The organism is Hoylesella loescheii DSM 19665 = JCM 12249 = ATCC 15930, from assembly GCF_000378085.1.
GTDB classification, from domain to species: Bacteria; Bacteroidota; Bacteroidia; order Bacteroidales; family Bacteroidaceae; genus Prevotella; species Prevotella loescheii.
The window spans coordinates 37,316-61,377 of record NZ_KB899217.1 but is presented as its reverse complement, the minus strand read 5'-3'; the positions used below and the strand labels follow the sequence as shown (position 1 = coordinate 61,377).

Here is a 24,062-nt window from a genome sequence, read left to right as displayed (position 1 = left end):
GTCGTTACCAATTCTTTTCAACCGTTCTTCTCGACGGCTGTTGCATAGCCTTTTTCAGCCTTTGCTGTGTGGCTTTTTCATCTTGAATGGTAGCGTTGAGCAACTGTTCGGCATTTTCCTTGCTCATTTGCTCCTTAGGTTTGGGCTGTTGCTTTTCTTTCTCTTTTTGCTCTTTTTGCTGTTCTTGTTTTTGTTCTTGTTTTTGTTGTTGCTTCTGTTGGTCCTTGTTGTTCTTGTTCAACCTTTTGCATAGGGCAAGGTTGTAACGTGTTTCGTTGTCGTTGGGATTGTTGCGCAAGGCTTCTTCGTAGGCTTTGATGGCATCACCGTATAGTTGATGCCTTTGACAGATGGTGCCAATGTTGTGGTAGGCCATAGCCTTACGTGTTTTGTTGGTTTCCATCTTGCCCGCGTTTTCTAGCTGCACGATAGCTGCCGAGTCTTTTTGCTGCATCATCAGCGCACATCCCAGGTTGTAAACGGCGTGTGGATTGCTGCCGTTTTGTGAAATAGCCTTGCGATATTCCACTTCGGCCTTGGGGTAGTTTTGGTCGCGATAGAGCTTGTTTCCCGTTCGAATGAAGTGCCTGTCGTTTTGTGCGAAGGCCAATGTGGGCACGATGAGCAGCAATAACATGGTTGCAGCCTTCTTCGAACCAAAGAGTTGGATGTTGCGTAGCTTTGGATTTTTGATGTCAAGCATCAGTATTTCGGCAATGAGCAAGATGATAACGATGATACACACTGCTTGGAATTGCTCGCCATACTCGCTATATATCACGGCTTGTGTGTCTGCACGTTGCAGTTTAGCCAATTCGTTGTTCAGCTTTTCTTGGGCATCGTTGGTGTTATCTACGTGGATGTAGGTGCCATTTCCGGCTTGTGCAATTTGTTTACACATGCTTTCGTTTAGCGCGGTGAGCACCGTCTGTCCGCTGCGGTCGGCTAGATAGCCACCTTCGGCCAAAGGAATGGGCGAACCCTTGGTGCTACCGATGCCTAGGATAAACACGCGAATGCCTCGCTCGTTGGCAGCTTTGGCCGCTTCGAGTGCACCTCCTTCGTGGTCTTCGCCATCGGTAATCACGATAACCGCTTTGCCAATGCCTTTTTGTTGGCTAAAGCTACGCATTGAAAGGTTAATGGCCTTGGCGATGTCAGTACCTTGTGTGGCGATGAGAGCGGGGTCGATGTTTTGCAAGAACATTTTAGCTGAAACGTAGTCGGTGGTAATGGGTAATTGCACAAAGGCATCTCCTGCGAACACCACCAATCCGATGCGGTCGTGTGTAAAGTGATCCACGAGATTCTCGATGAGTAGTTTGCTTTTCTCTAAACGTGAAGGCACCACGTCTTGTGCCATCATCGAGTTGCTGATGTCTACGGCGATAACAGCCTCGATGCCGTTTCGCTTGTCGTGGGTTATCTTCGTACCCATCTGTGGACGTGCCAGCATCACCACCAAAAGGGCGAAGGCAGTGATGGCTAAGCCCAACTTCACCCACGGGCGATATGTGGAAACATCGGGCATGAGGTCTTTAAGCTGTTCGGGGTCGCCAAAGGCTTTAAGCTGCTTTCTTTTTTTGCGGTGGCCCAAAAGGACTACCAATGCCAACGCCGGCACTAGCAGCAGCAACCATAGGTATATAGGGTCTTCGAATCTAAACATTTCTTTTCCAATTAAAATGGTTTTTGTCTGTTGACAAGGTTGCAAGTAGGTGAGTTTACAAGTTCACAAGTTGACGAGTTGACAAGGTCGCAAGTTCAGAAGTTTGCATGTTCACAAGTTGACAAGTTAACGAGTTGGCCAGGCTTTAAGCGAAGCCATTATTTCACCTTTTCACTCTTTCACCTTTTTACTCTTCCACTCTTTCGCCTATCTTTAAGGTATTCGTCTGAGCACGGTGGTGCGCAACAAGATCTCGGTAAGCAGTGTAATGATGGCCAAAATGGCAAAAGGCTGGTAGGCCTCGTAGAGCTTAGAGAACTTCTTTACACTCATCTTCGACTTCTCCAATTTGTCGATGTCCTTGTAAATCTGCTTCAACTCTTGGTTGTTTGTTGCACGATAGAAGTTTCCGTCGGTGCTGGCTGCAATGTCTTTCAGCACCTTGGTATCTATTTCCACAGGCATATTGACGTATTGTACGCCTCCCGCTACGGGCATAGGGTAACGAGCAACCTTGTTAGTTCCCACACCAATGGTGTACACCCTTATGCCTAGGCTCTTGGCGATGTTAGCGCTGGTCATTGGCGAGAGGTCTCCCATGTTGTTCGAACCATCAGTAAGCAGTATCACCACCTTGCTTTTGGCCTTGCTGTCTTTAAGTCGCGACACGGCGTTGGCGAGTCCCATGCCGATAGCCGTACCGTCTTGGATGAGCCCTTTGGCTGCAATGTCGGTCCTGACGGTCTGCAACATGTTGAGCAAAGACGTGTGATCGGTGGTCATTGGACACTGGGTGAACGCCTCTCCAGCAAAGATTGTGAGTCCGATGTTGTCGTTTGGTCTGTCGGCAATAAACTCCGCAGCCACCTCTTTGGCAGCTTCCATACGGTTAGGCGTGAGGTCTTCGGCCAGCATTGACGTAGAAACGTCCATGGCTAGCATGATGTCGATACCCTCTACTTGCTTGTTGCCCCACGAGGTGTATGTCTGCGGACGGGCCAAGATGATGACAGCCAGCACAAAAGTGGCGCACCTAAGTAGCACGGGCAAGTTCATCAGTCGCGTTCGCCAGCTTTTTGGTGCGTAGCGGTATGCCCTGGTGTCGCTCATGCGCAAGGTGGGCTCGCCCCTTTTCTTATAGATGAAGTACCAAAATATATAAGGCACTAGGAGCGCAAGCAGCAGGAAATATTCTTTGTTTGCAAATTCCATAATGGTATTTATCCTTGAAGGTTTGTTAACCCAGCACGTCGTAGAGGCTATACACGATGTAAACCATGATGGCTACTACGCATACGGCGATGGCCCAAATCACTGTTTTGAGCACCACGCGCGTTTGTTTGGTTCGCTTGTCGGCCTCGGTTAGCTCGGGTACGATGCGTTCCGTGTCGGGTTGGTTTTCAATCTTGGTCTTGTCGATGAACTCGATGGCGTTCACCAAGTTGAGGTCGTTCTCATTGATCAGCGTGGCATACTTGGCGAATTTCACCAAGTCGGCGGTCTGGAAGATCTCCTTCAGCTCGTTCATCATTTCCTGATTGCCGTTGGCGTTCAGGTGTTCGATGATCTCGGCACTAGTCATTTCCATGGCGTTAAAGCCAAAACGCTCGTTGATATATTGCCTCAGGGCGTCGGTTAGTTGAGTGTAATACTCCTTCTGGTTTTCCGACGCGGTCATCTTCTCAGCTTTTATGCGCTCGATGGCCGTCATGGCTTTCTGGTGGGGCAGTATTTTCTTCACAATACGTATGCGGGTGATAACCGGCTTGTTTTGTTTGAGCCTCACAAGGAGGTAGACACCGAGTGCGGCGAGCAGCAACATCAGCACGCTAAGGTAGAAAATGGACGCCCAAGGCTCTTCGGTCCACGAGAACGGGTTGTTTTGTACGTCTTTCGGGGGGAAGAACTGGTTGGGATGCAACGTGTCTACGTCCATCGTAACCACTTTAAGGGCCAAGATGTTAGCCTCGTATTCCTTGTTGTTCACCTTCACTTTCAGTCCGGGTAGCGAGTATAGCTTCTCGTCGAACGAGGTGAGTGTGTAGCTTTTCGTGGTCTTTTGCATGCCATTGTCTAGCTCGGCGGTTTCCTCCTCGTCGGCATGCAGCACCTCAATACCTGGCACCAGTTCTTGCGACGGTGTGAAATTGGGGAACACCACGGCTTGTCCTTTCGGTGCCGTTACGCTTACCCGCAAGGCCGTTTGCTGTCCGATGTAGATGGCGAACGAGTCTATTTTCTGTTCAACGGACACCTGAGCCTTGGCGGCTAGTACCAAGAGCGCGACAATAAGCAGCGTTATGTGTCGTTTAATCATCTGTTTTGTCCTCTTTGCATGAATAAAAGCATCATTGCTTTAACATAGTCTTCGTTGGTGGCTACCGACACCCAGTCTACGTTGCTTTGTGCGAACGTGGTTTTAAGGGTGTTCATTCTTTCGAGCCAATACTCGGTATGCGCCCGCCTTAGTTTGGCGCTGGCCGTGTCGATGAACATCTCGTGTCCTGTTTCGGCATCCTTTACCTTCATCAACCCCACGTTGGGTAGGGTCTTGGCGCGTTGGTCGTACACCTGAATAGCCACGACATCGTGTTTCGAATTGGCTATTTGCAGCTCTTTTTGGAAGCTGTTTTCGGCGTAGAAGTCGCTCACCACGAATGCGATGCACCTGCGTTTCATCACCCTTGTGAGATATTCGATGGCCGCAGCAACGTTTGTGCGTTTGCTTTCGGGCTTGAAGTCGAGCATCTCGTGGATGATGTACAGTATGTGTTTGCGTCCCTTTTTAGGAGGGATGTATTTCTCAATGCGGTCGGAAAAGAAGATGACGCCAATCTTGTCGTTGTTTTGTATGGCACTAAATGCCAAGATGGCGGCCATCTCTGTGGCCATTTGTCGTTTGGTGCGTTCTGTTGTTCCGAAGTCGAGCGAACCACTCACGTCGATGAGTAGCATCACGGTGAGTTCGCGTTCTTCTTCGAACACCTTGACGAAAGGTCGGCGGAAGCGGGCCGTTACGTTCCAATCGATGTCGCGCACGTCGTCGCCAACCTGGTATTCGCGCACCTCCGAAAAGGCCATACCTCGTCCTTTGAAGGCCGAGTGGTATTGCCCCGCGAAGATATTACTGCTTAATCCCCGGGTTTTTATTTCTATTTTCCGTACCTGTTTAAACAGTTCGAGCGCATCCATTTAAGGAACCTCCACCTTATTAATAATCTTGCTGATGATTTCTTCGCTTGATACGTTGCTGGCTTCTGCTTCGTAAGAGAGTCCGATGCGGTGTATCATTACGTCGTGAACCACTGCGCGCACGTCTTCGGGCACTACATAGCCGCGGTGCTTGATGAAGGCGTAAGCCCTTGCTGCCTTAGCGAGGTTGATGCTGGCACGTGGCGAACCGCCATAGTTGATGAGCGGCTTGAGGTCGGCAAGCTGATAGCGTTCGGGATAGCGAGAAGCGAAAACGATGTCGGCGATGTATTGTTCAATCTTTTCGTCGATATACACCTGGTTAACCACACCACGGGCCTTCATGATGTCGTTGGCCGTAGTTACGGGTTGTACCTGTGGCAGTCCGCCGTGTATGTTTTCGCGTATGATGAGCTTTTCTTCCTCAAGCGTGGGATAGTCGATAACCACCTTTAGCATAAAACGGTCTACCTGTGCCTCAGGCAGTTGGTAAGTTCCTTCTTGCTCAATGGGGTTTTGGGTGGCCATCACAAGGAAAGGTTTAGGCAAGGGGAAGGTGTTCTCGCCAATAGTTACCTGATGTTCTTGCATGGCTTCGAGCAGTGCACTTTGCACCTTTGCGGGTGCGCGGTTTATTTCGTCGGCCAGCACGAAGTTGGCAAACACGGGTCCTTTCTTTACTTGGAAGTTCTCTTCCTTTTGCGAATATACGAGCGTACCTATCACGTCGGCCGGCAAGAGGTCGGGGGTGAACTGTATGCGGCTGTAATCGGCGTCTACAAGTTGCGCCAAAGTCTTAATTGCAAGAGTCTTTGCCAGTCCAGGAACACCTTCTAAAAGGATGTGTCCGTCGCTAAGCAAGGAAATGAGCAACGAATCGATGAGGTGCTTTTGCCCCACGATTACACGGTTCATACCTGTAGTCAGGTTAGTGATAAATGCGCTTTGTTGCTCGATAAGTTGGTTTAATTCACGGATGTCTAAAGATTCTGCCATAATGTATTACTTTTCTAAAGTATTAATTTATGGCAAAAGTACAACTTTAATAACATATTTCATCATGTTGGTATCTAAATAATATTAAATAACGCGTGGATTTTGCATAAGTCAAGAACAATTAACGCGTAAAGGGAAATTTAGAAGTAAGAAGACGAAGAAATGCATAATGTGAAATATTTACATAGCAGTAAGCGAGTACCAATGCGTTTGTAGGGTGAGTACAAAAGCCTTTGTAGGGCGAGTACAAGCCTTTTGTAGCGTGGCTACAATTCGTTTGTAGTGGCACTACAGCTTGTTTGTAGTCACACTACAAAAGGCTTGTAGCGTAAAGATGTCAAAACATCTGACTAAAAGAAGCTTTATTTTTGATATTTCCTTAAGGAGAGAAGGGCGTGGTGAGCTTTGTTGTGCTGGCACCTGCATAAGGCATTTTCCATGCCTTTGTGTGAGGAATGTTTGACCTTATTTTATTAAGTGGTATTGAAACAGCGTTTTATTTGACGAATGGAGTGGCCTTCGCCGAATGTTTTTGGAATGAAATCGGGGGTGGGTTATGTGCTTTTCGTTTGGTGTTTCGGTTGAAAAATGTTAGCTTTGCGGTTGAAACAAAGCATGAGGAAAGAAACAATGGAAATAGCGTTATTGCAAACCGACATCGCTTGGGGTGATAGGGAAGAGAATCTGTTGCGAGTGGAAAGGTTGATGGACGAGCATCCCGAGGCACAACTTTTTGTGTTGCCCGAGATGTTTGCCACTGGTTTTATGGTGGGCGAGGACCTTGTAACTGAACCCACCGAGGGGCAAGTGCATCGTTGGATGGTGGATGTGGCTAGGCGTAGGGGCTGTGCCGTGGCAGGAAGTGTGGCGGTGGAAGTGGACGGAAGGCGACGTAATCGCTTTTATTTCGTTACGCCCGACGGCACGACATGGCATTACGACAAGCGACACCTTTTTACATACGCGCGCGAAGACAGGCTTTACACCAAGGGTGAAGATCGCGTTGTGGTTCGTTATGGTGGTCTGCGGTTTCTTTTGCAGGTGTGTTACGACCTGCGTTTCCCTGTGTTTAGTCGTAACCGCGGCGATTACGATGTTGCCATATATGTGGCCAACTGGCCCACGTCGCGCCTTTTTGCATGGCAAACGTTGCTTAGGGCGCGTGCCATTGAGAACCAATGCTTTGTGTTGGGTGTGAATCGCGTGGGCAACGACCCTGCCAATGCTTACAGCGGAGGGACTTTTGCGCTAGACCCACAAGGTCAAACGCTGGCCGAATGTCGCGAAAACGAGATGGGTGTGGCAAGCGCCTCGCTCTCTCTTGAGGGGCTGGAAGAATTGCGCCACACGTTCCCTGTGATGAAGGATGGGGATGTGTTTATATTGTAAAGGGTAGAGGAGTTAAGGAGTTATGGAGTTAAGGAGTTAAGCCAAATGCTTTGTTGCAAGACGATAACGTCTTGGTCAATTTGCCAACTTGTTAACTTGTCAACTAGCCAGTCTTTGTTTATGTTTCGAGTGTAAGCAGTGCGGGGGCGTTGACTAGGCGGTATTGGTCGTCTAACACTGCGCCGTTGGAGAACACGGTATTGCCAAATACGTCTGTGCCATACGACTCGTGGGCGTGGCCGAAGAGGTGGAACTTGGGCTTAACTTCCATTACGCGATTGCGGAGTGGCAGGTTACCCCAATGTGTTCCGTTAGACTTGTCGCGTATCATCATCGGTGGTTCGTGGGTAATCAGTACGTCAACGTCGTTGGGTATAAGTATTTCGGAATGGTTGTAGCCTAGTCCGAAAAACTTTACACCCTCTATTCCGCATGCCTTGTCTTGAAGAAATAGCACGTTTGGGGGTAGGTCGTCTATGTCCTCGGCATCCCAAAGGCAGAGGTCGTGATTGCCTGTTACGAAGAGTTTGTGCGGATGGGGTAGGGCGATGAACCAGTTAAGGAAGTTCAACGTCTCTGCTTCCGTGCCTCTGTCAGTGAAGTCTCCGCAATGAATCAGTACGTCTGCCATTGGCATGTTTTGCAATAGGCCGTGGCGATTGTGGGTGTCGGAGATTTGTAGGATGGTCATATTGTGAGGAGTTAAGGGGGTAGAGGAGCTAAGGAGTTAAGCCAAATGCTTTGTCGCTTGGAGGTATGGGCAGTTAACGAGTTAATGGTTTTAGGATTTAAGAAGTTAGTGAGCTGAAAAGAATGTTTACTACTCTGCAACTAGGCATTTGGCTTAACTCCTTAACTCCTTAACTTCTCAGAACAACGACCTAACTCCTCAAGCAATTTATTTGCTGAATCCAATCTGCGAAGTGCCATAAGTTTCTTTGCTTTCGTTCTCACTGCATTTGCAGAGCGTGGGCAGTTCTTCTGCTGGCTGGCCATAGAGAATGGTGTTGATGGCGTACCTGCGCGCCACGTTCTCTATTTGTCCGCCCGACAAGTTGTAATGACTGGCTAGCCAACTAGCCGTTTCTTCGCTTATTTCGGGCATAATCGACTGCCAAATATGGCGGCGCGTTTGGATGGAAGGGGCGTTGAACTTCACCTTATAAAGAAAGCGACGCTCGAAAGCCTTGTCGAAGTTTTGCACCAGATTTGTTGTGGCAATAAGTATGCCGTCAATCCTTTCCATCTCTTGAAGGATAATGTTCTGCAACGCGTTCTCCATCTTGTCTGTTGCCCGTTCGGCACCTTTATGGCGCATGCCAATAACAGCATCGGCCTCGTTGAAGAGCAAGATGGGAGCTAGCGATTGGCTTTCCACCTGGTTGCGGTAGTTGTCGAAAAGAGCTTTGATGTTCTTCTCGCTCTCGCCCACCCACATGCTCTTAATCTGTTCTACATTCACTTGGATGATGTTGCGCCCCGTTTTACGTGCCAGCTGCAACACGGTTTCTGTTTTGCCAACGCCAGGCGCACCGTAGAAAAGGCAAGTAAAGCCACAACGAAAGCCTGCCTCCTTCATCCTGCTGTGTATCTGCTGATAGCGATTTTCATCGAGTAGGTCTTCCAGTTCGGCAATCTGCTGTTGGGTGTCGTTCTCGTAGAACAGTTGTTTGGCAACAATGTCTTTCGATTTTATCATGCCTTTGCAGGCTTGAGACATGCTGGAGAGGTTCAACTCGCTTAGCAGTTCGCGCTTGGCCTCTCTGGTAAGGCGGAATGTTTCTCGGTCTGCCAGCCCGTTGTCATTCCCATATTCTATCAGCTGCAAGTATTGTAAGGTGTGGCATTTTGCGTTAAGCATGCATTTAATTCTGTTCCATTGCCTTTTTGGGAAGAGAAACTCGATGTCGTGAAATCTTATTTCATCGTCGTTGTTGTTTGCAAATAGATGACAAAAGAGAATGAGCAACGTTTGGTCTTCCTCGTTTAGGGCATATTCCCGCAGCTTTCTCGAGAACGCTAGGTCCACGTTGTTCTCCAGTAGGCATTTTGTTTTACTGGCGGTTTGCTCGTATGATAATTCTTTGTTTCCTCTCTTCTCGAAGATGGTTTCTAGTTCCATCATCAGCTCAGAAGCAGAAAGGTTGGTCTTGGCCTTCACTACAAACGCCTCGTTGTTCCTAAGCGACTCGATAACATCTATGGGGACACGGAAAGAGAGTTGTCGCTCATCTTCTCGTTTGAGGATGTACTCGCGGCGAACAAGTTCGTCTACATCGTTCATGCACTTGATAATTTGGATGGTTGTGCATTGCAGAAACTCTGCAATGTCGCTTGCAAGTATGTTTCTGCTGTCGCTGTTGTCGACGAAAAGCGACAGCATCACACTCTGTTCTTTGCTCAATTGTAACTTATCGGCGATGAAACAGATATATTCGTCGGCCTTGTTATAAAACTCGTCACTTAGTTCCGATCCCTTTGCCAATGCCACAATGTGCTCCATTGCTTCAAGCAGGTTCATGTCCTTCATTTCTTTCTTTGCTTCCATCTTTTTTTCTTTTATATTGATTGATGGTGCAAATTTAGAGTAAGGCTGTGCCGAATTGGGGCACAGCCTTGGGGAATGTGGGTGGATAGAGATAAAATGTGACTTTCAAAACGTTTCTTAGGATTTATTCTTCCATGCTGTACGACTTTTTCAGTAAGTTGTACATATCTTCTTCGTGCTTTTCTCTTGCTTTTTCATCCCATCCTTCGGGAGTCCTTTTGGCATCTAAATATATCCGATACATTTTAATGCTTTCTAGTTTTGCATTGTCTGCTTGGTCTTCAATTCTTGCAAACTTAATATTGACAGAATCATTGCTTTGTTGCGAATTGAAACTTTGTGAAATCAAAGCAAGGTTTCCAAAGGAATTAACTGCGTCTTCTCCCCATTCGCTATTGTGGTCTTGGTTTTGAGGATGTACATGTTCGATAGAACGGTTGGCTTTAAACACATAGTCTTTCACAATCATTCTATCTTCTTCATGCTCGAAGTAAGCATCTCTATTTTCCCAAAGATAATAGTCAAGTCGCCAGAAATAATAGCGGTCTACTTTCCCATATGACAGGTCTTCTGTATTGGTGGGCATAGGATGCAGGCCATTGTCAGTTACTTTTAGCAAATCAAGAAGCTTGTCTGTTTTTTCTATGGGCGAGTTTATGAGTTCTTGAAGTATTGGTCTCATCCAACTATAGAATGTGGTCGAAACATAGAGCATCGACTGATATTGGGTTAACGCTTCTTTTTGCTCACCTGCATTAAAGAGCAAATTATATCTTGTAATAGTTTCGTTTCCTTCTTTATATATGAAGTAATAGTCTATTAGCAACCTTGTAAAGAGCAGCTGATGATAGAAATTCTGCTTGTTTGCTATAGAATCTGTTTTGAAAATACGAAGTAATTCTTCACGATAGAAGTTATATGATGCCTCAACCTTGTTGAATATAGCAAAGTTAAGTCTAAGAAAGTCGGGGAAAGAGAGGATGCTCCTTTCGCTATGACCCACTATTCTTGCAAATTCATGTCTTTCAGCCACAATGCTTTCTAATGTTCTATCCGATTTTTTATCTGTAAGTTCTTCACATTGTGATAGAGCATCTTCATATCGGCCATTTCTGCAAGAACCGATGGCAGCGATGTACGCGTTACGGTATTCGTTTTCGGTTGTGTTTTCTGAGTACCTGATTATTGGCCTGTTCATTTCTGAAACAAGATTCCATATCTTCGTTAAGTACATTTGATTTTCTTCTCCTCGCATTAAGTCCACTTTCAAAATCTCGTGTTGTTCCAGGCCTTTCCCACTGTTGTTCATTGCCTCGAAGTATTTATTTAAAGACTCAGGATGCTGTGCATATTCTTTTGGCAACTCAGAAAAGAAGAACGATAGATGGTTGTAAACCCTTTGAGCAAAGGTTTCGCGTGTAGTTTCATCTTCAAATTCTTTGTCCATGAAGTTGCGAATAGCCTGTATTCCACAATTCATCTGCTTGTTCTTTTCAGCAACAAACGAACTTTTATGTATTAAAGACTTGATGTATTCAGTGTCCTTTGAACGAGCTTTAAAGGTTAAACGGTTTCCCCCTGCTAGGAATTTGTCCCATCCGTTGCCTTCTTTTTGGAAGGTAATGCCTAAGAGCATCATCAGTGTAAACCTTTGTTGCCCATCAATAAGGTCGTATCTTCCCTCATTTTCAATACACGAAAGCATTCCAAGGTAGTAGGGCACTTCGCCTTCCTTTTCAAAATGTTTTTTCAAATCGTAAAGAAGTCCGTTCACTTGTTCTTCTCCCCATGCGAAAAGGCGTTGGTAAAGAGGGATGGAGAAAGTGTAATTCTCTGCTGTTATTATAGCTGGGGTATATCTGTTAGTGTTCATATTCATAATTGTATTTTTTTGTAATTGTAGGTTCTGTTAGCTCATCTGAAAGTTGCTCGAATAGCTCTTTGAGTTGATGATAAAATCGCTTTTTTATATTCTCATCGTTTAATGTCTTGCCGCTTACTTTTGCTGTTTGTAGGCATTCGGCCAAGAAGAACGTAGGCGAAGTGGCTTGTTCTATCATCATCACAATTTCAGAGTTCATCGCGTATTCTTGGATTTTATACGTCATGGCACGGTTGGTTTGGTATCTATGTTGTGCTATAACCGATGCAATGCAGAACAATGCATCCGTTAAGTATTGGTCTCCAAATTTGAGATAATAGGCGAAAAGCAACGTTTCTATTACGTCTGCGTACTTCCAATGCGACTCCCTTTGCAATTTATCTTGCAGTTCTTTAACCTGGCGTAGCGAGGAAAAATGCTCGTACTTATTGACAAAGAACTCGATGTAAGCAAAGAAGTGTGTGCCGCCCTGTATCTTTTCATTGAAATTGAAACTTTCGCCGAAAGGTGGTATCTCGGGAATGATGGGCGAAGCAGAGAACTCGTCTTTTACGATTCGCTTGGCATTTGGGTTGTAATACCTTTTTCTAATCCATTTTCTCATGCGGAACAGATGTTTGGCAATACTCTTGTTGAGTTGTTCCTTATTGTCACTCATCATCTTGTTCCATCTCATCGCCATGTGCTCAGCTTGTTCTTCGATGTGAATATAACGGAGGTGGTGTGCTTTTAGAATATCGAAGTCGGAGAGAGGGACCCCCTTGGAGTTCTCGTTAGAGAAGAATGTGTATGCCAGGTCTAATCTACTTTCAGTAAGTATCAGCACAGAAAAGTTCAGGTTGTAAAGAATGCGATGCCAAAGATCACCTGCAAACCCGGCTGCTTTTAATTGTTTGATGAGCCATTTGCAGTTAGAGACATGTTTGTCCGACTCTTTTGAACGGAACGTTTGTCCTAGTAGTGGGATAGGACCTTTGTAGTTCAGCTCCTTTAGGACGAGTGCCAAAGTTACGAGGCGTTGCTGTCCGTCAATTACGGCGTACTTGTTTTCGTCAAGCTTTTGAAGAATAATTGTTCCCAAATGATACTTTTTCCCCTCTTTGGGAATCTCTTTTAAACTATTCCATAATGCCGTTATCTCTTTGTCTTCCCAACAGTAATTGCGTTGATAATCGGGAATTATCAATGAATTGGAGATAAGTTGTCCAAGGCTGCATCCTAACATACAGACTTGTTCGTTTTTTAAGTTCTCGTTTAAACTAACTTCTCCTTCGTACGGTTTTGTGTCATATTGTTCCTTGTGCTTTCTGCTCGCTTCTTCTATTAGGGGATCGAAGATGTCCATCATCTGCTTAAATGCGTCGATTACATCTTCCCTATTGTTTATTTGGAAGTTAATTTCACACGCGCGAAGATTTCTACCTTGAGGTGTTTTCCAACGCAACCTCGGGTCTTGCCGTGTCTTCTCATATAGTTTACGCCTGAAGTCGCGGTATTCTTCTTCTAGATATTTACCCTCAAGGTGAAGTTCAACACAGCCGTTTTTACCTCCAAGATATTCATAATGGATTTTTTCTTCTGTTGTTAGAACGGTCGTGACGTATAGCCAGCGGCTTGATTGCCAACTATGATCGTGATGTTTGCCTTTTACTGTCCTGTCGGGAAACTTTTTTATTATAAAGTCTCTCAGGTTTGAATCAATGTTAACCATATTATTAATGTTTAAAAATTAGTTAAATAAATAAAGTTCTTTTTCCTTAATCTACCAAGTTTAGGGTCTCTTTTCTCTTTCCTCCCCATACCTTTCTGCCATCTCCCTAATCTTCTCTTTCATCGTTTCTCTCAGCCAATGGGGTTCAATCACTTCCACATCCGCCCCAAGCGAGAGCAGTTCTTGTTGGAAATCGAAAGTGGGACGAAGGCGAAAGGCGAAGGTGCAGCGGTTGTCTTCGGGCGCGAGTTCGCGTTGCGAGGCATGCAAAGGCAGGTCGCGAAGATAATGAGCTTGCCATTCGCTGACCCTTAGTGTCACTTCTTCTGTCGCAGTGTTGTCGCCAATGATAACGCCGAAACAATCGTTGAAGAACGCTTTCGCATCGAAATCGGGTGGCAGCGCAAACTTGTTGCCCGTAAGTAACTCCAAGTTAACGATGCGGTCGAGCGCATACACCATCACCTTATTATAATGAGGAGAGCGTGCCGCCATGTACCAACGTCGCCTAAACATCTTAACGCAATAAGGTTCTGCCTCGAAAGTGGTAGCCGATGGGCGGTAATAGCTGTGATAGGTAAGGCGCAGCGTGTGGTTCTCGCGCATGGCTTGCAATATTGTTTTTAGCTGTTGGTTGTTGGTAGGCGTGTGTTGTAGCAGTATTCGGTCTTTCATTCGTTGGTTTTCCATCAGCAGTTTGCCTTCCGTGATGGTGTCGAAAATCCATCGTTTGAGTGTTCCGTTCCCTATTTCACTTTCGTTTGCGATGTAATAGGCATAGCGCCCCTTGCGCTCGCATTCGATAACAAGGCCGAGTAAGTCTTCCACCCCAATGCGCCATTTATGGAAAGTGCGTAAAGGGAGATCTTCTCCGCCACTGAAATCGATATCTCTCCGCCATTCTTCGTTAATCTCTTCGAAGGTTATTTTGCGTGCTTTATATATGGTTTCGGCTAACCAAATGTATTTGTTTAGTATCTTAGCCATGGCTTATGGTTATTGGTTATGGTACAAAGATACATACAAGCTATGTAATAATGAGGCATAGCTTTAACTTTTTTCATAGAAAATAATTTAATGTTTAGAATTGCGAGCCTCTATATTTGTGAGTTGAAGGTTCAATCTGCATATCTCTCTGCCATCCCCCAACACGTCATTTCATCTTGGCACATATTTTGCATATCATGCAAATGTATAGCGATAAAAACGAACTTAATACATTATTATATATATAACATGCAAAAAGGAAACATTGGGGTTACAACAGAGAACATCTTCCCCGTGATAAAAAAGTTTCTCTATTCAGACCACGAGATTTTTCTGCGCGAACTAGTTTCTAACGCCGTTGATGCTACACAGAAGTTGAAAACATTGACCGAGCGTGGCGACTTCAAAGGCGAACAGGGCGATTTAACCGTGCGCGTGAGCTTGGATGCCGACAAGGGTACGCTAACCATCAGCGACCGAGGCGTGGGAATGACGGCCGACGAGATTGACCGATACATCAATCAAATCGCCTTTTCGGGCGTAACCGACTTCCTCGATAAGTACAAAGACAACGCCAACGCCATTATCGGACACTTCGGACTGGGCTTCTACTCGGCTTTTATGGTGAGCAAGAAGGTGGAAATCGTAACGCGCAGCTACCAAGAAGGCGCACAAGCCGTGAAGTGGAGCTGCGATGGGTCGCCTGCATACGAAATCGAAGAGGTGCAAAAAGACGATCGTGGAACCGACATCGTGCTGTATCTCGACGACGATTGCAAAGAGTTCTTGGAGAAAGCACGCATACAACAGCTGCTCAACAAGTATTGTAAGTTCTTGCCTATCGCTATCGCCTTTGGCAAAAAGACCGAATGGAAGGACGGAAAGCAAGTGGACACGGAAGAAGACAACATCGTTAACGATGTGGAACCGCTGTGGACGAAGGCCCCAAGTACTCTAAAAGACGAAGACTACAAGAACTTCTACCGCACGCTTTATCCCATGCAGGATGAGCCCTTGTTCTGGATTCACCTCAACGTAGACTATCCGTTCAATCTCACGGGTGTGCTTTACTTCCCCCGAATACATAGCAACATCGAGCTGCAACGCAACAAGGTGATGCTATATTGCAACCAAGTGTTCGTAACCGACCAAGTTGAAGGTATCGTCCCCGACTTCCTCACGCTCTTGCACGGTGTTATCGATTCGCCCGATATTCCTCTAAACGTAAGCCGTAGCTATCTGCAAAGCGATGGCGACGTGAAGAAAATTTCGACCTACATCACCAAAAAGGTGTCTGATCGTCTACAAAGTCTGTTTAAGGAAGACCGCAAGGGCTTTGAAGACAAGTGGGACAGCTTGAAGCTTTTCATAAACTATGGCATGCTTTCGCAAGAAGATTTCTACGATCGAGCTAAAGATTTTGCCCTGCTTAAGGATGTAGATGGCAAGTATTTCACCTACGACGAGTATCGCACGCTGATTAAAGACAACCAAACCGACAAAGACGGACAATTGGTTTGCCTATACACCAACAACAAAGAAGAGCAATTCTCTTATGTTGAAGCAGCTCGCGCCAAGGGTTATAGCGTGCTGCTGCTCGAAGGCGAGCTTGATGTTCCCGTGGCATCGATGCTGGAACAGAAGTTGGAAAAATGCCACTTCGTACGCGTAGACAGTGATATCGTAGAGCGACTGATACAAAAAGACGATGCCCCGAAGAGCAATCTAGACGATGCCGATCGCGAAAGTCTGTCGCAAGTGTTCCGCTCGCAGATGCCGCGCATCGACAAGGCCGAGTTTAATGCCGAAGTCGAAGCCATGGGCGAAACGGCACAGCCTATACTCATCACCCAAAGCGAGTACATGCGCCGCATGAAGGATATGAGCCGTTTGCAGACTGGCATGGCCTTCTATGCTCAGATGCCCGATGCGTATAGCGTGGTGCTGAACAGCGACCATGCCTTGATAAAACGTGTGTTGGAGGCTTGCAAGCAATCAACGGCCGATACCTTGAAGCCCGTTGAGGCCGAAATAAAGGGCTTGGAAGCGCGCTTGGCCGCATTGCGTCAGCAACAATCGGCAAAGAAACCCGAAGAAATTACCGAGGAAGAACGTGCCGAGGTGAGCAAGACCGAAAAGGATATTGCCGACCAACGTTCAAAGAAGCAAGCCACATTGGCCGACTTCGGTAAGGGTAACGACATCGTTCACCAGCTTATCGATTTGGCATTGCTACAAAATGGCCTGCTAAAAGGCGCTGCTCTCGATGCCTTCTTGAAGCGTTCGGTGGCATTGATAAAATAAGTTTTTGGGTGTGGCGGAGGGGCTAAAACAGCCCCTTTGCACCCCAAAATGGGACTTAAAGTAGTCCAAATTGCACTTTTTTCAATAAAAAGTTAACGAAACATTTGGCGGAAAGAAAAAAACTCTATACCTTTGCACTCGCAATTCGGAAAGAGGTTCCGTAGCTCAACTGAATAGAGCATCTGACTACGGATCAGAAGGTTGTGGGTTTGAATCCCGCCGGAATCACAAGAGTTGAGGCTGACACATCATTGATGTGTCGGCCTTTTTTGTATCCTTCACTTATCCCTTGAAGTGTAATTCGTTGAGAATAAGCAGGTTTTGAAACGAACAAAAACACTCCGTGGAGCGTAAAAAAAGGTAAATATATTTTCTTATCACATAAAAAACTCGTATATTTGCACTCCATATCCGAGATAGGGAGAAATATGTAAAACAAATAACAACAAAAATAAGAATGACAAAGGCAGATATTATCAACGAGATAGCCATACAGACTGGTATTCAAAAGAAAGACGTTTCCGTAGTGGTTGAAAGCTTCATGGAGACGATTAAGGGCAGCTTGTTGGACAAGAAAGACAATGTTTACCTTCGTGGTTTTGGTAGCTTCATCATCAAGCACCGTGCTGCCAAAACGGCACGCAACATCGCCAAGAACACCACTATTACCATCGCTGCACACGATTTGCCGTGTTTCAAGCCCGCCAAGAGTTTCGTTGAGAGCATGCGAGGCGAATAATAAAACGTTGCGACAACACATATATATTATAAATAACAATTAAAAAATTACAGCTATGCCAAGCGGAAAGAAAAGAAAAGGCCACAAGATGGCTACTCACAAACGTAAAAAGAGACTGAGAAAGAATAGGCACAAGAGCAAGTAACCGCACTTGCCAAGAGCTTATTCGCCATTGAGGGGCATGTCGACACATCCGTGGTGGACATCTCGACTTGTCCTTTTAGGCAGCAGTTCTTTACAGGCGAGTTCTATAAAAAGGCCTTTGGCGCACTTTTATAGAACGCGCCTATAAGTTTCTTTCATAGGCAGTGCGGCTTTCTTCGTGGGTTTTGGCGTGCTCGTTGGCCAAACAACAGTAACTCTCACACCAACAAACACCATGTAAGCAAAACCCGTCAAACGCCAAACTCCTTGTCTCGCGCAGTTTAGGTGCATCGATGCATCATGCGCAAAAGATACTTATAGAACATGCCTAACAAATATTTTGGACGAAAACTAAGGAGCTAACAAGAAGAAGATGACTAGCGAAGTAGTAATTGACGTTCAACAGAAAGAAATCTCGATAGCCCTACTAGAAGACAAAAAGCTAGTGGAATATCAGAGCGAAACACGAGAGGTGTCGTTTTCTGTTGGCAATGTCTACGTGGCAAAGGTAAAAAAGCTGATGCCAGGGCTCAACGCCTGTTTCGTAGACGTAGGATTTGAACGCGACGCTTTTCTTCATTATCTCGACTTAGGAAGTCAATTCGACTCATACGCCAAGTACCTTAAACAGGTGCAAAGCGACAGGAAAAAGCTTTATCCCTTTGCAAAGGCATCTAGACTACCCGACTTAAAGAAAGACGGTAGCGTGCAAACAACCCTCACTTCGGGGCAAGAGGTGCTGGTGCAAATAGTTAAGGAGCCCATATCTACCAAAGGGCCGAGACTAACGTGCGAGCTTTCGTTCGCTGGCCGTTATCTCATACTCATACCCTTTAACGATAAGGTTTCTGTCTCTTCTAAAATTAAAAGCGGCGAAGAAAGGGCGCGACTAAAGCAGCTCATTCACAGCATCAAGCCCAAAAACTGTGGCGTTATCGTGCGAACCGTAGCCGAAGGCAAACGGGTGGCCGAACTAGACGCCGAGCTTAAAACCCTAACCAAGTATTGGGAAGAAGCTATCGAAAAGGTGCAGAAATCTCAAAAGAGACCGCACTTGGTATTCGAGGAAACGAGTAGGGCTGTGGCGTTGTTGCGCGACTTGTTCAACCCAACCTACGAGAACATCTATGTGAACGATGAAGACGTTTTCAAGGAAGTGCGGCACTATGTATCGATGATCGCCCCAGATAAGGTAGACATCGTAAAACTCTATTCGGGTAAGGTGCCAATCTTTGATAACTTCAACATTACCAAACAGATTAAATCGAGTTTTGGGAAAGCCGTTAACTACAAACATGGCGCATATCTTATCATAGAGCATACCGAAGCGCTGCATGTGGTGGACGTAAACAGCGGAAACCGTACGCGTTCGGAAAAGGGACAGGAAGCAAATGCACTCGAAGTGAACCTCGGCGCTGCCGACGAACTGGCCCGACAGCTGCGACTGCGAGACATGGGAGGTATCATTGTGGTAGACTTCATCGACATGAACCTCGCAGAAGACAGGCAAATGCTCTACGAACGGATGTGTAAAAACATGCAGAAAGACCGCGCACGCCATAACATACTGCCGCTAAGTAAGTTTGGACTGATGCAGATAACACGGCAGCGCGTGCGTCCGGCAATGGACTTAAGTGTAGACGAGACCTGCCCAACCTGCTTCGGAAAAGGAAAAATAAAGTCGAGCATTCTGTTTACCGACCAACTGGAACGTAAGATAGACCGACTGGTTAACAAAATTGGCGTAAAGAAATTCTATTTGCATGTGCACCCGTATGTTGCTGCTTACATCAATAAAGGATTTGTTTCCTTAAAAAGGCAGTGGCAGTTGAAGTACGGATTTGGCTTGCACATCGTTCCTTCTCAGAAGTTGGCTTTTTTGCAATACGAGTTTTACGATGCAAAGAAGCAGTTTATCGACATGAAGGAAGAAATCGAAACGAAGTAGCGTTTCAAACGGCAGCGGCCATGAACGAAAGCCATTGACTTTCGACATGCCAACGCCACGAATTGAACTGACGAGAAAAGAAAAGTAAACTATTAAAGAAGGGGGGGAGGCCTTGTGTGGCTTTTCTCCTTTTTTATTGATTACAAGTCAGTAGGCTAGTCATCAATAAGTAGGCTGATCATGCGTGTCTATGTTTTCTTCATTATTTGTTATCTTCTAGTGGTTATTCATTATAATTAAAATCAATTACTCCTACATATTCTGGCCAATGGTGGTCGGCTGTTTCTGGGCCAACCCATTCTTTAAACATCGGCACACGGAAATGAACAATGTCGCCTTCGTTCATCTTTTCGCCGAAGTCTCTATCATAAAAACCGATAGAGCTTCCCACAGGTACTCCTTTTCTGGATGTAGAACGTGTAATTAGAATAATGTTATAATGCTCATTATTGTTGCTCTTGATAAGTGACAGTATTTTCCCCTCATACTTTATGTTTTCAAGATTCACTTCGGTGTTACATGATGTACCCAATGCTAAGGGGAAAAAGAAAAGCATGAGCCATAAAAGTACTTTATGTTTCATATTGTTTTGAATTATTTTTTTTAGGATGGGTTCAATTGTTTTACCAGTGTTAAGCATCAGAACAATCCTTGGACGAATAATAATAGGGCTTTCCCCCTCACTCTTGTAGATGTTCGAGGCGTAATCCTCGCCCTGCAATATATTGCTTTTGGTTGTTACAATATTATTGTTTGGATGCAACTCTAGAAAAATAATAGGAATGTAATAATGAATAGTCGTTTCTTAATCGTTATTATTTGTCGTTGTTAGTTATCATAAAATTCTACTATTCCGATAAACATTGGCCATCGGAGATCTGCTGTCTTAGGCCATTGCCATTCTTTGAAATCTATCACATGGAAATGAACAATGTCGCCCTCGCTCATCTGTTTGTCGTATCCCATGCCAATGAAACCGAGGGTTACCCCTACCGGTACCCCTTTCCTAGAAGACGATTTTGTAACTCTAATGATGTTGTAAGGCCTGCTTTTGCCTTCTAGCACGAGTACTTCTCCTTCGTACCTTATGCTTTTAAGATCCACCTCCGTGTTGCAGGCCGTACCCAAAGCTAAGGGGAAAAAGAAAAGCATGAGCCATAAAAGTATTTTATGTTTCATCTTGTTTTGAATTAATTATTTATTACGTAGTAGGGGGTTAATAAACACTGTCGACAAACAAAGGCTTGCCGGTATCAATAGGTGAAGGGTGGCGTATCGGTATTCATAGGCGTTGTATTGTTAGTTGACAAGTTTACGGGTGAACAAGTTTACGAGTATACAAGTTGACAAGGCCAGCTGTTAGTTGACGAGCTTACGAATAAGCAAGTTTACAAGGTGGCTTTGTATGTCTCTGCATTAACTCGTGACTAACCGAAAACGTGCGAATGAAACTTGCGTTTATGCCGTAAAGTTAGGTAAAAAAGTTCTAATTTGCAATATTTTGTTGTCGAAAAATTGAATGTGAGATTAAATTCACTGATAGAAGCTGTTTTGACTTTTGTTATTTCTAAATTGAGAGAGGGGTATTGTCTTTGCGCTGTAAAGCCAAGACAAACCACCCTGATCATGACGAAGAACCTTACCCAGGCTCTGTATTTTTGAAAATCTGGTTTCTTTGTCTGTGGCAAAATGTGGTTGTGCCTTGAAGATGGAATGAACTCATTAACTTGTCAACTCGTAAACTCACGAACCGACACACTCGTCAACTCGTCAACTTGTCAATTTTTAGGTGCGAATTTTAACATTATGAGTGCCTGTTTCTCTCACCAGTTGTTTGTTCGACCGCAAATAATCGATTCTCGCGCAGGTTTGTTTTGATGCAAATTGGGGCTAGTTTGTGAATGCGGCAAAATGAATGTTTATTTAAAAATACCGCCCTTTACACCAGATTTCGGGCTGTTTGCAGCAAAATGAAGTGCGTTTTGCTGCTAAATGCGGTGCAATATGCCGCTAAACGCCCTGCGTTTTGGTGCTAAATACCGTGTGTTTTGGTGCTAAATGCAAGGCAAAATGGTGCTAAATGCAGTGTAAAATGGTGCTAAATGCGAGATGAAAAGTATAAATATCCTCTGTAATGGTATAAATAAAACCATTAAGAGCCATTAAAAACATGGCTGAAAAGGGCAAAATGTCTACCGGAAAGTGGGTTTTTAGGGGTAAAATGGGTGTATTTGGGCTTGAAATAAATCGGACTTCTAACCAAACTAGAAAGGTAAAATGGTGCGAAATGCGGGTTTTGTTTTTAAAAATAGACAGAGTGAGGGATGTGAAAGGTTGAAAATGGTAGAAATTTACCTACTTTTTAGCCAGTATTTTCTCCAGAACGGCGTGAAAATTAGAAATGTGTTGTAGAATAAAAATAAAGAAATTAAGATTTTGGGTTAATGAGTTGGTAAGGTTTTGAGTTAATGAGTTTATTAGTTAATGAGTTAATTAGTTAATGAGTTTATAAGTTTTTGAGTTTATGAGTTTTTGGGTTGATGAGTTGGTAAGGTTTTGAGCTAATAGGTTTATAATGTTTTGGGTTAATGAGTTGGTAAGGTTTTGAGCTAATGAGTTTATAAAGGTTTTGAGTTAATGAGTTTATAAGGTTTTGAGTTAATGAGTTTATTAGTTAATGAGTTTATAAGTTTTTGAGTTGATGAGTTTTTGAGTTGATGAGTTTTTGGGTTGATGAGTTGGTAAGGTTTTGAGTTAATGAGTTTATAAGTTTTTGAGTTTATAAGTTTTGGGGTTAATGAGTTGGTAAGGTTTTGAGTTAATGAGTTCAAAAACTTTTGAGTTGTGTAAGGCAATTTTTAGAGCCAGCCTTAATTTATATGTGTGTAAGGTGATGAGTTGTTGAAACTGATGTAAAGTGGAGCATAACGAGCTGCTTAAGGGTTGAATGGGCTTTGCAGCTTTCTTTTTCTTTTCCATTCTGTTGCAGTTGTGAAATATATTTACTAGCTTTGTTGCAGCATAACAGCCAACGCAGTAAAACCCTTCGCCCCTTTATGTTGGCATCCCTGTGCAAGAAAGCCTGTTGCAAATAACTAAGGGTACGTCTAAACAAAACGATTTGAGCATGAAAAAGACCATACTCGTAGCCATATTGGGTGTTCTACTCCTAACAAGCAGCCAGAAACATCCTGCCAAAAAAATAAGCATGAATAAACAAAAGATGGCATTGGCCCTCAATGCACAATACCATTTGGGCATATCTCCCGATTTGGTGTTGCCCTTTGATTCGGCTGGAATGGATTCACTGCTTAGTGGCTACAAAGCGTTTTTTGATGTAACGCCAAGCGACTCGGCAGGAGAAGAAGAGGAAGAAGAGGAAGAAGAGGAAGAAGAGGGAGAAGACGAGATATGTGTTGATGAAAGAATGGTGGACATCTACATACCATACGCCTTTAACGACTTGGTGAAACACGGCTTTAAGCCCATATCTAACGAACAATTTGAACAGCGATTGGCAGAATTGGGTATAGACTCGGTACAAAGAAAGAACCTGCCCTACGTTTTCGACCACCAGCATTACTTTACTATTCCTAGCTGCGTGCGGGGGTGGTCGGACAGGACAGAAAGCGAGAGGAAGTCTTTAAACGATGAAAACTACGTTAAGTTTAGTTGCATGAACGATTTCTTTATTAAGGGCTACAACTTTATTTCGTCTCCTCCGATGGACATAGAGAGTGTACGGCAAATACACGGGAAGATGTGTTTTAGGTTAAGTAACGACATCATACATATTAATCGTTTCTTGTTTAACAACGACAAGGAAAGTTTCCTGTGGTTGTGTAAGTATGCCCCGTTATGGCTGAAAGACCTCTTCGTAACATACGGATACGACAAGAATGAACTGATTAACAGGCAGATGTTAAAGCGAATGATGCAGGAGTTAAAGAGCGACATGTGGGAGTCGGACTTACGAGAAACAAGATTGGGATTTATGTACAACACCTTTGCGCGCAAAATCTATACGCAAAAACCATACGTAGCCATACGCGAAGGGTTGTTTAAGACGCTTTTGCAACTTCCTACGAGCGATAAAAACAGCCTATGGATGGATGTACTCGACTTTTATGGCGAAACCTTGCTGAAAAAAGACCTCTCGAATTGTGCCTATTGGTTTTCGTTGTTCACAAAAAACGAACGCTATATGATTGCGGCGTACACGGCATACTACCTTATTAAGCTTAGGGAAAAGTACAACCGCAAAGGCGCTCCCTTTTATGATGATGCACTGCGCAACGACAACCGTTTCAGGCAATATTTAGAAAAGCAGCATTACTTCAACCTACCTGGCTTTGATAAGATGAGCGAGAACATTCTCAACTACAACAAAGCTGTTGGGCAATAACGCTGTTCGTGGCCATCAGCGTGCGCCTTTTCATCCCTAGATGGGCTGTGTTTAAATGGCTGGCACGGATGGGATAAAAGCGGAAAGAGCGGGGTGGAGTGGGGGAATGTAAGGCCATTTTTACCCCATGTTGCCCTGAAACAACGCT

Annotated in this window: 18 protein-coding genes and 1 tRNA gene; 6 read left to right on the top strand and 13 right to left on the bottom strand. The window is 44.7% G+C overall.

What is annotated here, in order from left to right:
- Nucleotides 1–4 precede the first annotated feature (4 nt).
- The 5 genes from F453_RS0109240 to F453_RS0109220 form a co-directional block, all read right to left on the bottom strand.
- A complete protein-coding gene (locus F453_RS0109240; protein WP_018967768.1) occupies nt 5–1,669 on the bottom strand; it encodes a VWA domain-containing protein in 1,665 nt (554 codons plus the stop codon).
- A 213-nt stretch (nt 1,670–1,882) separates the two neighbouring features.
- The gene (locus F453_RS0109235) at nt 1,883–2,881 is read right to left on the bottom strand and encodes a vWA domain-containing protein (protein ID WP_018967767.1); all 999 of its coding nucleotides are present in this window, start codon (nt 2,879–2,881) and stop codon (nt 1,883–1,885) included.
- 25 nt (nt 2,882–2,906) lie between these two features.
- Nucleotides 2,907–3,986 carry a hypothetical protein gene (locus F453_RS0109230; RefSeq protein ID WP_018967766.1) on the bottom strand — a complete coding sequence of 360 codons (1,080 nt, stop codon included), beginning with the start codon at nt 3,984–3,986 and terminating at the stop codon, nt 2,907–2,909.
- Nucleotides 3,983–4,861 (bottom strand): DUF58 domain-containing protein, encoded by an 879-nt coding sequence (locus F453_RS0109225; RefSeq protein ID WP_018967765.1) that lies wholly within the window; start codon nt 4,859–4,861, stop codon nt 3,983–3,985. Before F453_RS0109225 ends, F453_RS0109230 begins: the two co-directional genes overlap by 4 nt.
- Nucleotides 4,862–5,857, bottom strand: coding sequence for an AAA family ATPase (locus tag F453_RS0109220; protein ID WP_009236183.1), 996 nt, complete (start codon nt 5,855–5,857; stop codon nt 4,862–4,864). It abuts the gene before it with no gap.
- Nucleotides 5,858–6,472: 615 nt separating this feature from the next.
- Here F453_RS0109220 and F453_RS0109215 point away from each other — a divergent pair.
- The gene (locus tag F453_RS0109215) at nt 6,473–7,246 is read left to right on the top strand and encodes an amidohydrolase (RefSeq protein WP_244869419.1); all 774 of its coding nucleotides are present in this window, start codon (nt 6,473–6,475) and stop codon (nt 7,244–7,246) included.
- A 118-nt stretch (nt 7,247–7,364) separates the two neighbouring features.
- On the opposite strand, the gene F453_RS0109210 is transcribed toward F453_RS0109215, so the two are convergent.
- The 5 genes from F453_RS0109210 to F453_RS0109190 all read right to left on the bottom strand — a co-directional run bounded on the left by F453_RS0109210 (nt 7,365) and on the right by F453_RS0109190 (nt 14,374).
- Nucleotides 7,365–7,937, bottom strand: a complete 573-nt coding sequence (locus tag F453_RS0109210; RefSeq protein ID WP_018967763.1) for a metallophosphatase domain-containing protein — start codon at nt 7,935–7,937, stop codon at nt 7,365–7,367.
- A 207-nt stretch (nt 7,938–8,144) separates the two neighbouring features.
- Nucleotides 8,145–9,794, bottom strand: a complete 1,650-nt coding sequence (locus F453_RS0109205; RefSeq protein ID WP_018967762.1) for an ATP-binding protein — start codon at nt 9,792–9,794, stop codon at nt 8,145–8,147.
- A gap of 124 nt (nt 9,795–9,918) precedes the next feature.
- The gene (locus tag F453_RS0109200; protein ID WP_018967761.1) at nt 9,919–11,667 is read right to left on the bottom strand and encodes a DUF262 domain-containing protein; all 1,749 of its coding nucleotides are present in this window, start codon (nt 11,665–11,667) and stop codon (nt 9,919–9,921) included.
- Nucleotides 11,657–13,387 (bottom strand): DUF262 domain-containing protein, encoded by a 1,731-nt coding sequence (locus F453_RS0109195; RefSeq protein ID WP_018967760.1) that lies wholly within the window; start codon nt 13,385–13,387, stop codon nt 11,657–11,659. Before F453_RS0109195 ends, F453_RS0109200 begins: the two co-directional genes overlap by 11 nt.
- A 60-nt stretch (nt 13,388–13,447) precedes the next feature.
- Nucleotides 13,448–14,374 (bottom strand): WYL domain-containing protein, encoded by a 927-nt coding sequence (locus F453_RS0109190; RefSeq protein WP_018967759.1) that lies wholly within the window; start codon nt 14,372–14,374, stop codon nt 13,448–13,450.
- A gap of 249 nt (nt 14,375–14,623) precedes the next feature.
- Between F453_RS0109190 and htpG the strand changes: the two genes are divergently transcribed.
- From htpG to F453_RS0109170, 4 genes are all read left to right on the top strand, one after another.
- Entirely contained in the window at nt 14,624–16,678 is a 2,055-nt protein-coding gene (htpG, locus tag F453_RS0109185; protein WP_018967758.1) for a molecular chaperone HtpG, read from the top strand.
- A 154-nt stretch (nt 16,679–16,832) separates the two neighbouring features.
- Nucleotides 16,833–16,906: transfer RNA gene (locus F453_RS0109180), tRNA-Arg, on the top strand.
- Nucleotides 16,907–17,087: 181 nt separating this feature from the next.
- The gene (locus F453_RS0109175; RefSeq protein WP_255346234.1) at nt 17,088–17,417 is read left to right on the top strand and encodes an HU family DNA-binding protein; all 330 of its coding nucleotides are present in this window, start codon (nt 17,088–17,090) and stop codon (nt 17,415–17,417) included.
- 517 nt (nt 17,418–17,934) lie between these two features.
- On the top strand, nt 17,935–19,509 hold the full coding sequence (locus F453_RS0109170; protein WP_018967757.1) for an Rne/Rng family ribonuclease: 1,575 nt from the start codon (nt 17,935–17,937) through the stop codon (nt 19,507–19,509).
- 223 nt (nt 19,510–19,732) lie between these two features.
- Here F453_RS0109170 and F453_RS0109165 read toward each other — a convergent pair whose 3' ends face one another.
- The 3 genes from F453_RS0109165 to F453_RS15695 form a co-directional block, all read right to left on the bottom strand.
- On the bottom strand, nt 19,733–20,092 hold the full coding sequence (locus F453_RS0109165) for a hypothetical protein (protein ID WP_244869418.1): 360 nt from the start codon (nt 20,090–20,092) through the stop codon (nt 19,733–19,735).
- 245 nt (nt 20,093–20,337) lie between these two features.
- The gene (locus F453_RS0109160) at nt 20,338–20,688 is read right to left on the bottom strand and encodes a hypothetical protein (protein ID WP_025790028.1); all 351 of its coding nucleotides are present in this window, start codon (nt 20,686–20,688) and stop codon (nt 20,338–20,340) included.
- A gap of 1,584 nt (nt 20,689–22,272) precedes the next feature.
- Nucleotides 22,273–22,488, bottom strand: a complete 216-nt coding sequence (locus tag F453_RS15695; RefSeq protein WP_148295824.1) for a hypothetical protein — start codon at nt 22,486–22,488, stop codon at nt 22,273–22,275.
- A gap of 229 nt (nt 22,489–22,717) precedes the next feature.
- On the opposite strand from F453_RS15695, the gene F453_RS0109150 reads away from it, so the two are divergent.
- Entirely contained in the window at nt 22,718–23,914 is a 1,197-nt protein-coding gene (locus F453_RS0109150) for a hypothetical protein (protein WP_244869417.1), read from the top strand.
- The last annotated feature ends 148 nt before the right edge of the window (nt 23,915–24,062 follow it).

Bases quoted from the DNA above. Each gene is read 5' to 3' on its own strand.
- F453_RS0109190 (WP_018967759.1), bottom strand. From the start codon at position 14,374: ATGGCTAAGATACTAAACAAATACATTTGGTTAGCCGAAACCATATAT.
- F453_RS0109230 (WP_018967766.1), bottom strand. From the start codon at position 3,986: ATGATTAAACGACACATAACGCTGCTTATTGTCGCGCTCTTGGTACTA.
- F453_RS0109200 (WP_018967761.1), bottom strand. From the start codon at position 11,667: ATGAACACTAACAGATATACCCCAGCTATAATAACAGCAGAGAATTAC.
- F453_RS0109195 (WP_018967760.1), bottom strand. From the start codon at position 13,387: ATGGTTAACATTGATTCAAACCTGAGAGACTTTATAATAAAAAAGTTT.
- F453_RS0109150 (WP_244869417.1), top strand. From the start codon at position 22,718: ATGAATAAACAAAAGATGGCATTGGCCCTCAATGCACAATACCATTTG.
- F453_RS0109165 (WP_244869418.1), bottom strand. From the start codon at position 20,092: ATGAAACATAAAGTACTTTTATGGCTCATGCTTTTCTTTTTCCCCTTA.
- F453_RS0109215 (WP_244869419.1), top strand. From the start codon at position 6,473: ATGAGGAAAGAAACAATGGAAATAGCGTTATTGCAAACCGACATCGCT.
- F453_RS0109170 (WP_018967757.1), top strand. From the start codon at position 17,935: ATGACTAGCGAAGTAGTAATTGACGTTCAACAGAAAGAAATCTCGATA.
- F453_RS15695 (WP_148295824.1), bottom strand. From the start codon at position 22,488: ATGGAAAAGAAAAAGAAAGCTGCAAAGCCCATTCAACCCTTAAGCAGC.
- F453_RS0109225 (WP_018967765.1), bottom strand. From the start codon at position 4,861: ATGGATGCGCTCGAACTGTTTAAACAGGTACGGAAAATAGAAATAAAA.
- F453_RS0109235 (WP_018967767.1), bottom strand. From the start codon at position 2,881: ATGGAATTTGCAAACAAAGAATATTTCCTGCTGCTTGCGCTCCTAGTG.
- F453_RS0109240 (WP_018967768.1), bottom strand. From the start codon at position 1,669: ATGTTTAGATTCGAAGACCCTATATACCTATGGTTGCTGCTGCTAGTG.
- F453_RS0109205 (WP_018967762.1), bottom strand. From the start codon at position 9,794: ATGGAAGCAAAGAAAGAAATGAAGGACATGAACCTGCTTGAAGCAATG.
- F453_RS0109220 (WP_009236183.1), bottom strand. From the start codon at position 5,857: ATGGCAGAATCTTTAGACATCCGTGAATTAAACCAACTTATCGAGCAA.
- F453_RS0109210 (WP_018967763.1), bottom strand. From the start codon at position 7,937: ATGACCATCCTACAAATCTCCGACACCCACAATCGCCACGGCCTATTG.
- F453_RS0109160 (WP_025790028.1), bottom strand. From the start codon at position 20,688: ATGAAACATAAAATACTTTTATGGCTCATGCTTTTCTTTTTCCCCTTA.
- htpG (WP_018967758.1), top strand. From the start codon at position 14,624: ATGCAAAAAGGAAACATTGGGGTTACAACAGAGAACATCTTCCCCGTG.